A 12,335-nucleotide genomic window follows, 5' to 3' on the forward strand; every position below is an offset into this window, starting at 1 on the left:
AAGCCCATGCTTGCATGGGGCCGGGCACCAGACCGCGATACCATCTTTCAATTCTCCGAAGTGACAGCACATCATGATTTTCAGGGGGTTCTACATTATGCTGCTATCACTTGTCCAGACGATCAATTCCTATCTGTCCGACTATGTTCTCGTGATCCTGCTTCTCGGCGTGGGTCTCTGGTACTCCATCCGGACCGGCTTCGTCCAGATCCGCTACTTCGGCTATGGGATGAAGAAGACCTTCGGTGAGCTGAGTCTCTCCGGTAAGAAACACGCCGCCGGCATGTCCTCCTTCCAGGCCCTCGCGACCGCCATCGCGGCACAGGTCGGCACCGGCAACATCGTCGGCGCGAGTGGTGCGATCCTCACCGGCGGCCCGGGCGCGATCTTCTGGATGTGGGTCATCGCCTTCTTCGGCATGGCCACCATCTACGCGGAGGCGATCCTCGCGCAGGAGACGAGAGTAGTCCGTGAGGACGGCAGTATCCACGGCGGCCCGGTCTACTACATCACGACTGCATTCCGCGGTCACTTCGGCCAGTTCCTCGCTCGCTTCTTCGCGGTGGCGATCATCCTCGCGCTCGGCTTCTTCGGCTGCATGGTGCAGTCCAACTCGATCGGCTCGACGATCAGTACCGCCTTCGGTGTGCCGTCGTGGATCGTCGGCATTGCCCTCGTGATCTTCTGCGGTGCCATCTTCCTCGGCGACGTCAAGCGCCTCGCGTCCGTGACCGAGAAGGTCGTGCCGGTGATGGCGCTCGTGTTCCTGATCGGCGGCCTCGCGGTGCTCGTGCTGCGCATCCAGTATCTGCCGGCGACCTTCGCGATGATTTTCCGCTACGCCTTCCAGCCGCAGGCCATCATCGGCGGTGGCTTCGGCTATGCCCTGAAGACTGCGGTTAGCCAGGGGGCGAAGCGCGGTCTCTTCTCGAACGAGGCCGGTATGGGTTCGACCCCGCATGCGCATGCGCTGGCCAATGTCTCCTGCCCGCATGAGCAGGGTGTGGTCGCGATGGTCGGTGTTTTCATCGACACCTATGTGGTGCTGACCCTCAACGCGCTGGTCATCATCTCGACGATGTATACGAGTGACGGTATCCTCGCGGGCGGTGTGATTCCGGAGACCATCGGCAAGGCCAATCTCGCGCAGACCGCCTTCGGCACCGTCTTCGGCGAGCGCCTCGGTGCGATGTTCGTCGCCATCTGCCTCTTTTTCTTCGCCTTCTCGACGATCCTCAGCTGGAATCTCTTCGGAAAGATCAACGTGATCTGGCTCTTCGGCGACCGCGGCAGCCGCGTCTACACCCTGATCGCCCTCGTCTTCATCTTCCTCGGCACCCTGACCTCGAGTGACCTTGTGTGGGAGTTCTCCGACATGTTCAACCAGCTCATGGTCGTGCCGAACGTCATCGCCCTGTTCGCCCTCACCGCCCTCGTCGTGAAGAACGTGAACGCCGCGAAGTCCTCATCTTAAGAATTTCGTAAGGGGGTCAGACCCCATTAAATTTTTCTAAACAGAATCTAAACAGCAGTTTATGGGGTCAGACCCCATAAACTGCAGGCCTTAAGTGGTTCATGGCTACTATTAAATTTGTGCAAAATTCACTGATTTGTAAGAAAAAATGCGCAAACGAAGAACATTTTTCCTTCTATTTATGATAGATTAATAGTAGAGAGCGGGTGGCGGGCAGCGCGTGGCCATCCTGCGGGTGTTCGTGATTTAAAGAGTGAGAAACGACTGGGGATGTCGTATATTCCAGGCTATTTCGTCGTATCTGTAATTCTCGTCTGGAAAGGAGGCGTGTGATGCATAGAAAAGAGCATGAGAAGTTCAGCGCAGGCGATGTGAGAAGAGTGAGCGCGGGTCGGTGTTCGAGCCGGAAGCTTCGTACCGGCTGGATGGCAGGTCTGTGCCTTTTCGGCATGTTTCTGTTTCTGACGGGCTGCGGGAAGAATCCGGCGCAGGCGGGGCCGAAGCCATCCGGCGGCACTACGTCGAAGGTGGAGAGCAAGGACAAATCGACGTCGGCGCTCCCGGAGGACATCGACTTTACGGCGCTCGACGAGGATAAGAAGGAGCAGCTGCTGAAGACGCTCGTGCAGGACAGCTACACCTTCGAGGGCGAGGTGAACGACGGCCCGGCGGATCGGACCGATGTTTCTTATCATGTGCCGAAGATCTGCTCCGACAGCGCCGGCGCGAAGGAAATCAACCAGGCGATCGCGGCGGCCTGCGAGGATGTGACGAGCCAGAAGGAGGACGACTACGTGGGCTGGATCGAGGTCGACTACGACAGCTACCTGAACGGCGACACGCTGAGCCTCGTCCTCACGAAGAGCAGCAACCTCGACGATTATACCGAGTATTACGCGTACAACCTGAACCTCACGGACGGCACGCGCATGTCGGCGAAGGAGCTCGCGCAGCTGTTGGTGCGTGGTGTGCCGACCGATGCAGACGATTTCGACGATTTTGACGATGACGAGGACGACGCACCGCTGACCCTCGAGCTGCAGAGCGGCGAAACCGTTGAGGCCGCACTTCTTCGTGTGATCCGAAGGGCCGCTGCCTACGAGTTCGACCAGTCCGTGCGCTATATGTACGATTCCGATTATTACAGCAGCGCGGGCGAGGCCGAACGCCAGAGCCTCTACGCCGAGTTCATGAAGTACCGCATGCAGACCCTCGCGGACGACAACATCACGTCGGACCTCCCGATGTATCTGGACGACGACGGTGAGCTCGTGGTCGCGGTGCCGGTCCACGTGATGGCGGGCGGCGGTCTCTACAACTGCGAGCTTAAGCCAATGCAGACGATCTATCAGTATGATGCTGCTTCGGGTCGTGTTCTCTCCGGAGAGGACTGGGAAGACAGGCTTGAAGATGCACGCGAGGCGGGTACGAGTGGGGACGTGATGAACGCGGAGCGTCATGATCTGGAGCTCAGCTTCGACGATGCACTTTTCGTCAACTACGAGGATGGTCGCATGACCGTCCGCATCGAGCAGAATGAGTGGACCGAGGCTGCGTTCGGGGTCGGAAGCATTGACTATGGCAAGGAGTATGAGGTCGACGGCGTCTATAAGGATTACGTGAGCGCAGAGCTGCTGACCATCATGCACGGCGAGCATGTCGTGCCGACCTTCGTCTCGAACGACGGCATGATCGCTTACCTCGATCTCTACCACGGCGCGTGGGGCGGCCACTTCTGCCTGACCGAGCCGGCCTGCGGGATCGTGAACATCGAAGCGATCGGGGAGGGCAATGCAGGCGAAATCGCAGCAGCACTTGAGAAGAACATGTTTGGGAGCAGCGACACGTTCAGCCGTACGGTGATGGGCCTCTACGAGAACGAGGGCTGCACGACGGAGACGAGCTTCGATACCGATGCCGGCACGAGCTACACGGATAGCTTCTACCTCGGTTTCGATCCGAACGATCCGTCGAAGTTCCTGTATCAGGATGCGTGTGTGGACGCGGAAATCTATCTGAATTATGAGGGCCGCTGCACCTGGCTCGGCATGAATGGGCAGGGCCTCGTGTTCTGCGTCGAGTTCTATGATGAGGACCTCGGGCAGATGCACTACAGCAGCTTCCAGATCCGCCGCGTGGAGGAACTGAATGAGAAGACCGACGAGTGGTATGAGTACATGCGTTACCAGCACCTCGGCGGCTATGACCTCTTCGGCAGCGACGACGAAGTGCGCGAGCTCAGCCTCGCGATGGGGGATGCAACGGCTGCGGATGCAGCAGAAAAGGAGGAAAGTATGAGCACTGGAAATCTGGCAGTTACGGGAACCTTTGTAGATGGTGGGATGCTGAGTGCGGCGGACCGCGCGGCGATGATCGTGCTTGAGAACGATGCATACAGCCAGTTTGCGAAGCTGACAGCGACCGAGACACTGACCGACGTTCGTATCTACACACTGGAAATGGATTTTGAGGCGGGATCCGACGATATCTACTTCCATGGCACCGAGAAGAGTAGTATACCGAAGCTCGCAGCCGGTCAGTCGATCTACCTGCAGCTTTCCTTCCCAGGCGATACACCGCACCACGGTATTTCCTTCGTGGATGCGAACGGCACACCACGCTGCTTCTCGATGATGATGAGCGGGTTTGATGGAAGCCTCGCACTGAGCGAAGAAAAGGCCTTTACGTAAGCGCGATATCGGAGCTCTTTTTGCAGAACAGGCCTGCGCAGGCTCTGTGACATTAGTTTTTTCTGAATTTGACGCAATACCGGGGCCTGGGGAAAAAAGACATTAACCAAGTTTGACGATATCGCGCTCTGAATAGAATATGACATTATGTTTTTTCGCAATAAAAGAGCATCAGAAAAAAGGGCATTAGATTTTCGAAAGATTTGACACAAAATCGGTCATAATAAGAAAAGGGACATTACCTGAGGTAATGTCCCTTTTCTAAAAGGAAGCTCTATTGCGTCAAAATAAGGAAAAACAGCCCATGAAGCAGGGCGATGTTTGAGAAAACATAATGCCCGGATTTTTTCAGGACACCTATTGCGAAAAAGCATAATGCCTGAAATCTTCAGAGACACCTATTGCGAAAAATCTTAGAGTTTCCAGCGGGTCAGCGGTTCCTCGACATCGCAGATGCGGTTCTTATAGCCGGCAGCACAGTCGAGGGCGAGGAACTTCTTCGGTAGTCCCTTTTCGCCGAAGTTATGCATCGGGAAGATCCGATCGGCGTCGGCATAGTGCATGAAATCCTCGATGCCCTTCCACCAGCCATTGAGGCGAGGATCGAGGGGGATAAAGGCGGCTGTGAAATGTCGTCCGCGGATGCGCTCGAGTTCTTCGTGGTAGATGTCCGCGAGCTTCTGATCCTCCACATCGCCGTCCCACCACCAGTTGTTGAGATCACCGGCATGGTAGATGCGGAGGTCGCCGAGCCGGACGATGAACGCGACGCCCTCATCATTCGAGCGGAGAGTGTCGATGGAAACGTCGATGATCGAAGCATCTGTGATACTATGTACGTTCGGTGCATCCGGTGCCTTATCATCCATTCTCGCCTCTGATGTAGGATGAGGCTTCATCGAAGTTTCGCTCGCCCGCAGGATGCCTGCACGAAAGACAGCTTCCTGTTGTTTTGTGTCCATCGGCTGAACCAGCTTGTCAGCGGATGTCGGCACTACAGCTGCCCGCCCGCCTGCGAGCTGGATGAGACGGTGCTCGTGTGGAAGCATTGAACAGGTGAAAGGCTGAACGGCCGCCGGTACCGGGATGTCAGCCGAGAGTACGAAGAAAGACCTCGGATATCGCTCGTGCAGTGTGAAAATCTCCTTCGAAAAGTGATCAGGGTGCGCGTGGCTGTTAAAGAGTAGCAGCGGTTTTACAGGATCCAGCTCTGGAAGCTGTACGTCACCACAGTAGTAGTCAAACAACATATAGCATTCCGCTGTTTCGACCAGAAAACAAGAGTGTTCGATGTAGGTGATTTTCATTTCATACCTTCTTTCAGAGAATATGGGAATGCCCATCACGGAATCAGATGGCATCTGTCTGTATGCTCATATAATACGACATCGGCAGGCGTAAGAGCAAGGTCTGAAAGAGTCCCTGAAACATAACGAACAGGGTTTGACCGCTGCCGTTGAAATGGAACCCATCATACGGAATAGAATGGCAGTCAGCATGCCTGCACTTATAAATAAACGCCTTTTAACTATAGGATTAATCTATAACTGATTCGAAATATCCGGTATTAGGCATGATCAAACGGAGGTGTTATGATGATTTCATCACGTAAGAAAAGGTTACCCGAAAGGAGACGATATTATGGCAGAGTACAAGCTTTGGGATGCATTAAAGGAAGCAAAGAAGTATAAGTGGGTGGAGCTTTCCCACTCATTAAACAACGAGAGTCCGTACTGGTCGGGCATCCCGGAGGGCTCGGTCGAGCTGGGCACGACGGTGTGGGACTGGGGCAAGCCGGAGCTGGAGTGCCTGATCCAGACCTTCAAGTTCCCGGGTCAGTTCGGTACCCACATCGATTTCCCGGGACACTTCGTGCAGGGACGAGCACTGTCCGAGCAGTACGACGTGCATGATCTCATCTTCCCGCTGGTGGTCATCGACATTTCCGAGCAGGCGAAGCAGGATCCGCGCTACACGGTAACGGTCGACGATATTCGCGCATATGAGGCGCAGTACGGCGAGATCCCGGAGGGGGCACTGGTGGCACTTCGCAGCGACTGGTACAAGAAGTGGCCGGATATCGACGCACTGTCCGGCATCGATGCCGACGGCCATGAGAATGCACCGGGCTGGTCGCTCGAGGCACTCAAGTACATCTATGAGGTCCGCCACGCCGCCGCCAATGGCCACGAGACCCTCGACACGGATTCGTCCGCGGTCGCCGAGGCAGAGGGTGATCTCGCCTGCGAGCGTTATGTCCTCGACCAGGGCAAGCTTCAGGTAGAAGTCCTCGCGAACCTCGATCAGGTGCAGCCTGCTGGCGCCGTCGTCCTCATTTCCTACCCGCGCATCGAAGGTGCGACCGGCCTCCCGGCACGTGTCTGGGCCATCACGGAGTGATGCGCATCGCACCTGGTGACCAACTGCCGGAGACCCTTTCAGGCCAATGCCTCCATCCGGCACCCGCCCTGGAGTTTCTGGATATCCATAGATCATGAAATACAAAACCGGGAGTGTATCACTACGATGCACTCCCGGTTTGTGTCATGTTTAACCTTCCGTCTTAAGAATTTCGTAAGGGGGTCTGACCCCATAAACTCCAAGTTTAGATTTTGTTTAGAAAAATTTAATGGGGTCAGACCCCGTCAGTTCTGCGCCTCGGCCTGGATCTTCCGCATGATGCGGCGGAAGAGGAGGATCGAGAGGACAGCGGCGGTGGCTTCGGTGATCCAGAAGGCGTGCCATACGCCGGCGGCGCCGATCGCCTGACTCAGGACATAGGCGAGTGGCAGGAGCACGACGATATTGCGAGCGAGGGAGATCACGAGGGACTCCGCGCCCTTGCCGAGGCCCTCGAGGACGCCGGAGATGGTGACGGAGACGCCGGAAAGCATGAAGCCGCGGCAGATGATGAGCAGCGCCTCGCGCCCCAGCTGGATGGTGTCAGCATTGGACGCAAAAATCCCGATGAGCTGGTTCGGCAGCAGAATGCAGAGCAGCGTGCCGATCACCATGACGCCGCTCACCATCGCGAGTCCGGTGCGGAAAATCGCCTTCAGCCGCCGGAACTCGCCGGCACCGTAGTTGTAGCTGCAGATCGGTCGCATGCCCTGGACGATCCCGTTGGCGGTGAGGTAGATGAAGGTCTGCAGCTTGTAATACGCGCCGAGCACGAGCACATACGACGCGGAGTAGACGGCGAGGATGCCGTTCAGTACGGTGATCATCAGGGAGGACAGCGCCAGATTGAGGGCTGCCGGGATGCCAATGCTGTAGACCTTTACGAGGGTGGCGCCGACCTGATGCATCTTCCGCGGAGCGATGCGAATCGGGATGTTCGCGAGGTCGCGGTAGTAGACGACGAGGTAGATGAGGAGGGAGACGACCTGTCCGATGCCGGTCGCCCAGGCCGCGCCGGCGATTCCCATGGCCGGGATCGGACCGAAGCCGAAGATCATGATCGGGTCGAGCACGATATTGACGAGACAGCCGATCAGCATGCTGATCATCGAAACCTTCATACGGCCGATCGCCTGGAACATCTTCTCATAGGAGATGGCGGCGGCATTCGGCACACCGAAAAGGAAGACGATACGTGCATACTCGGTGCCCAGGCGGATGATGTCAGCATTGTCCGAAAATCGTCCTACGAAGGCCGACATCCCGAAGATGCAGAGCACGCTGATGAGGATGCCGTGAAGGATGTTTCCGAGAAGACCGAGGGTCGCGGCGGTGTTCGCCTGTTTCTGAAGCCCCGCGCCGAGCGAATACGCGATCACGGCGTTCATGCCGATGCCGTAGCCGACCGTCACCGCGATGAGCAGATTTTGCGCCGGGTAGACGAGGGACAGCGCGGTCATCGCCTGCTCGCTGATGCGCGCGACGTAGTAGCTGTCGATGATGTTGTAGAGCGAGTTCACGAGCATGGAAATCGTCATCGGAATCGCCATGGAAATCACGAGCGGCACGATCGGACGATCCTTCATAAATGTCTGGTCCATAAGTTCTCCTTTACTTCATTATAGTAGCTGCACATCCTGGCTTCCCGGGACGACTGGGGGTCTGACCCCGTCATGGCCCCGGAACAGGGATGCCGAATGTCCGATGGGGTCAGACCCCGCGGCTGCCGGGCATCATCTTAAGAATTTCGTAAGGGGGTCTGACCCCATAAACTCCAGCTTTAGATTTTGTTTAGAAAAATTTAATGGGGTCAGACCCCCGTTTTCGGCGCAAAAAAAGGCCACGCAGCGGGGAGAGCCTCCCGGCTGTGTGGCGAAAAATAAAGCGCGCATTGTCGCTTCAGAAAAATCCACTCCATTACATGGTTTTGGAGTGCTAATGTACCATTGATGGAATTCACTTGTCAAGAGGGCCGGGCGGCTGTACTTGATTTTGTAAACCCTCGCCCCCATGACACCCCGTGAATCACGCTTCCGCCAGAATTCAAGATGATTTCTGCTCAAAAATGAAAAAAATTTTCGTGCAATCTGCATGAAAATTTCGAAACATCTAAAATTTCGAAAATTGATTTCACAAAAACTATTGAATATTAAATTTCAGAAGACTAAGATGGAAATTAATAATAGCAGTGGAGGGGGATATGTCCATGCAATTCCGTATGGCCTTAGTATGTCCACTGCGCTAAGGAGGCTTGTATGACTAGCTTTTTCTTATGTCTGATCGCACTCGTCGCCGGCTATTTTACCTATGGTAAGCTCGTCGACAGCACCTTCGGACCGGATGACCGTGAAACACCGGCCGTCAGAATCAATGATGGCGTCGATTACGTCGTCATGCCACAGTGGAAGCTGTTCCTGGTTCAGCTTCTGAACATCGCCGGCCTCGGCCCGATCTTCGGTGCCCTGCAGGGTGCACTCTGGGGCCCGGTCGTTTTCCTGTGGATCACCTGTGGTACCATCTTCGCCGGTGGTGTCCATGATTACTTCTCCGGTATGCTTTCCGAGCGAAGCAACGGTGGCTCTATCTCGGAGGTCACTGGTAATTATCTCGGTGGTGCTATGAAGAACGTCATGCGTGTATTCTCGGTCGTTCTCCTCGTCATGGTCGGTACCGTATTTGCGAAGGGCCCGGCCAGCCTGATCGTCAAGATGATCGATCCGGCAGGCACCGGCACCGGACTGCTGGCGAACGGTTCCTTCTGGCTCGCCATCATCCTGCTGTACTACTTCATCGCCACCTTCATCTCGATCGATGCCATTATCGGACGTATCTACCCGATCTTCGGTATCTGCCTGATCGCGATGGCTGTCGGTGTTATCTTCGGTATCATGACGAATCCGGCCTACACGATCCCTGAGATCTGGACGAACTTCTACAACATGCACCCGAAGGGAACCCCGATCTGGTCCTTCATGTTCATCACCGTCGCCTGCGGCGCGATTTCCGGATTCCATTCTACCCAGTCCCCGCTGATGGCACGTTGCCTGAAGAGCGAGAAGCAGGGCCACTTCGTATTCTACGGCGCGATGGTCGGCGAAGGCATCATCGCCCTCGTATGGGCCGCTGCCGGCTGCGCGATCTATGAGAAGACCGGTGGACTTTCGACCGGACTGCAGGAGAGCCTCGCAGGTGGTCAGTCTGCCGCCGTTTACGACGTCTGCATCAAGACCATGGGCTCCGTCGGTGTCGCACTCGCGATGCTCGGCGTCATCGCCTGCCCGATCACCTCTGGTGATACCGCCTTCCGTTCCGCACGTCTGACCATCGCCGACTGGGCTGGCCTCGACATGAAGAACTGGAAGACGAGGTTAATGCTGACGATCCCGGTACTCGGTGCCGGTGCCATCATTTCCCAGCTCGACTACACCATCGTATGGCGTTACTTCAGCTGGACGAACCAGACCCTCGCGATGATCGTCCTCTGGGCCGCATCGATGTACCTCTTCCGCGAGAAGAAGAACTACTGGATCACCGCTGTACCGGCGACCTTCATGAGCGCCGTCAGCGCGACCTACTTCATCCTCGCTCCGGAGTGTCTCGGTGGCTTCGTGAACCAGAAGACTGCAGAGGGCGCGACGATCTACAACACCATGGTCGCTTATCCGATCGGCATCATCGTCGCCATTCTCTTCCTCGGTCTCTTCCTGAAGGCTACGAAGAAGCCTGCGAAGGCATAAACTTAAAACTGAATATTCATGCGAAAGGCGGAGGTGGTGGCACTTCCGCCTTTTGTAAATCTACAGCAAAGGATTGACGAAATTATGGGAATGTTTTTATCAGCCGTGGCCACGGACCTGTCTCCGGAGGAACTGAATATCGAAAAGAAGCACATGGTGAAGATCGGGCGTCTCGGCGTCAGCGATCGGGCCGTGTTCCTGTCCTCGCTGATGCTGGACCGGAGCCGTTACGTCCTCTTCACGGACATGAACCGCATCTTCAAGCAGGTCGCGATGTCGAAGGGCGGCTTCACCGGCAAGGGGATCTTCGGCAGTATGGCGTACATCGTCGTGGAGCTGAAGAGCGGGCACCAGATCAGCTGTGCTGTGCAGGCTGAGCCGTTCGCGGACACGCTTCTCGAGGAGGTCGCGAAGCGCTGTCCGGAGCTCCCGACCCACAGCCGCGAGGCCGAGCAGAAGCTGCGTGCCGCGGAAGAGGAAGAGAAGCGGCGCTACGCCGAGCACCTCACGCCGGCTGCCGAAGCAACGATCGAGAAGCTCGAGGCGGAGAAGGCGACGCTTGAGAAGCAGCCGGCACTGTACCGCCAGCTCTCCGCGTCTGCGAAGCAGCTCCGCATCGTCCAGCGCGTGAATCCGAGCGCGAAATGGGTGGCCCTCGTCGTCCTCATCATGGCCATCTGCGCGACGGCCTTCGGCATTGTCCGACTCCTGCAGGGCGGTACGACCGCGATCTACGTCGTGTTCTTCGGCTTCGCGATCATCTTTCTGCTCGCCGCGTCGCGTGTGCTGCCGAACGCACAGAACAACGTGCAGAAGGTGCGTGAGGCCAATGCTTCTGCCGTCGAGCAGATGGAGCACGCGCTCGTCGGTGAAGCCCTCGACGTGCCGGCCCGCTATGCCCATCCGGTTGTGATCGAACGCATGATCCGCGTGATCCGCGAGGGCCGCGCTGAAACACCGGCGGACGCCCTCGCCCTCGTGAAGAAGGACCTGCAGGCCCTGAACTCGAGCGTCACCGTCTCGCAGAAGGAGTACGATGAAGTCGTCGAAATCAAACCTATGTTTCTGAACTTCGATTACGAGTAGTGGGACGAGATGTGAATATGAAAGTGAAAGAGAATTTAATTCAATTACTTCAGAAGGATGGCGTGGATTCGGATCTTCTGAATAAGGCGCAGGCGTATGCTTCCGATGCATCCGTATTAACACAGGAGTTGGTGGCGAGAATCCCGACGCCGGAGTGTCCGTATTATGGCAGGGAGATCTGGGAGGCGACGGTCGCGGCGCTTCTCAGCGGGCGAAATCTGCTGCTGTCGGGGCCGAAGGCGACGGGCAAGAACATCCTCTGCGAGAATCTGGCGGCGCTGTTTGAGCGCCCGGTGTGGGATGTGTCCTTCCATGTGGGGATGGATGCGGCGTCGATGATCGGGGCGGACAGCTTCGATGGAAGTCGGGTCGTGTTCAAACCGGGGCCGGTCTACCTCGCGGGTAAATACGGCGGCTTCGCGGTGCTTGACGAGATCAACATGGCGAAGAACGAGGCGCTGGCGGTGCTGCACAGTGTGCTGGATCACCGGCGGGTCATCGATGTGCCGGGCTATGAGCGGCTGCAGCTGCATCCGGCGACACGTTTCATCGCGACGATGAACTACGGCTACGAAGGCACGCGCGAGCTCAATGAGGCGCTGGCGTCGCGTTTTCTCGTCATCGCGATGCCGATCATCTCGGAGGAGAACCTCTGCCGTGTGCTCGAGGGTCGCTTCCTGACGATCCGGAAGAGCTGGCGTGACCAGTTTGTGAAGCTCTTTTATGAGCTGAATGACAAGGCGGAGCACGCGGAGATTTCGGAGCGGGCGGTGGACCTGCGCGGCCTGCAGGATGCGATCGGCCTCATGCAGTTCGGTATCTCGATCCGCACGGCCCTCGACATGGGCATCGTCAACAAGTGCTTCGACCCACATGAGCAGCAGCTGATCCGCGACGTGATCACTGCACGGATCCCGGACCGCGACGGGAGAGAAGTATTTGACTGAG

At 56.8% G+C, this 12,335-nt stretch carries 8 protein-coding genes; 6 read left to right on the forward strand and 2 right to left on the reverse strand.

Translation table 11 applies throughout. The features are described 5' to 3' along the window. The first annotated feature begins 97 nt into the window (after nt 1-97). Together ACTNC3_RS08590 and ACTNC3_RS08595 are read left to right on the forward strand one after the other, a co-directional pair. Nucleotides 98-1,474 carry an alanine/glycine:cation symporter family protein gene (locus tag ACTNC3_RS08590; protein WP_441227148.1) on the forward strand — a complete coding sequence of 459 codons (1,377 nt, stop codon included), beginning with the start codon at nt 98-100 and terminating at the stop codon, nt 1,472-1,474. A 332-nt stretch (nt 1,475-1,806) separates the two neighbouring features. Then, the gene (locus ACTNC3_RS08595; RefSeq protein ID WP_441227149.1) at nt 1,807-4,164 is read left to right on the forward strand and encodes a hypothetical protein; all 2,358 of its coding nucleotides are present in this window, start codon (nt 1,807-1,809) and stop codon (nt 4,162-4,164) included. 413 nt (nt 4,165-4,577) lie between these two features. Here ACTNC3_RS08595 and ACTNC3_RS08600 read toward each other — a convergent pair whose 3' ends face one another. Continuing rightward, nucleotides 4,578-5,471, reverse strand: a complete 894-nt coding sequence (locus tag ACTNC3_RS08600; protein ID WP_441227150.1) for an MBL fold metallo-hydrolase — start codon at nt 5,469-5,471, stop codon at nt 4,578-4,580. Nucleotides 5,472-5,805: 334 nt separating this feature from the next. On the opposite strand from ACTNC3_RS08600, the gene ACTNC3_RS08605 reads away from it, so the two are divergent. Next, a complete protein-coding gene (locus tag ACTNC3_RS08605; protein WP_441227151.1) occupies nt 5,806-6,564 on the forward strand; it encodes a cyclase family protein in 759 nt (252 codons plus the stop codon). Nucleotides 6,565-6,809: 245 nt separating this feature from the next. On the opposite strand, the gene ACTNC3_RS08610 is transcribed toward ACTNC3_RS08605, so the two are convergent. Continuing rightward, nucleotides 6,810-8,165 carry an MATE family efflux transporter gene (locus ACTNC3_RS08610; protein ID WP_441227152.1) on the reverse strand — a complete coding sequence of 452 codons (1,356 nt, stop codon included), beginning with the start codon at nt 8,163-8,165 and terminating at the stop codon, nt 6,810-6,812. A gap of 654 nt (nt 8,166-8,819) precedes the next feature. Between ACTNC3_RS08610 and ACTNC3_RS08615 the strand changes: the two genes are divergently transcribed. From ACTNC3_RS08615 to ACTNC3_RS08625, 3 genes are all read left to right on the forward strand, one after another. Further along, nucleotides 8,820-10,301, forward strand: a complete 1,482-nt coding sequence (locus ACTNC3_RS08615; RefSeq protein ID WP_441227153.1) for a carbon starvation CstA family protein — start codon at nt 8,820-8,822, stop codon at nt 10,299-10,301. An 84-nt stretch (nt 10,302-10,385) separates the two neighbouring features. Continuing rightward, complete coding sequence (locus ACTNC3_RS08620) at nt 10,386-11,387, forward strand: ATPase P (RefSeq protein WP_441227154.1); 1,002 nt, start codon at nt 10,386-10,388, stop codon at nt 11,385-11,387. A gap of 17 nt (nt 11,388-11,404) precedes the next feature. Next, entirely contained in the window at nt 11,405-12,334 is a 930-nt protein-coding gene (locus tag ACTNC3_RS08625; RefSeq protein ID WP_441227155.1) for an AAA family ATPase, read from the forward strand. The last annotated feature ends 1 nt before the right edge of the window (nt 12,335 follow it).

Source organism: Oribacterium sp. HCP3S3_B9, assembly GCF_052064255.1.
GTDB lineage: Bacteria > Bacillota > Clostridia > Lachnospirales > Lachnospiraceae > Oribacterium.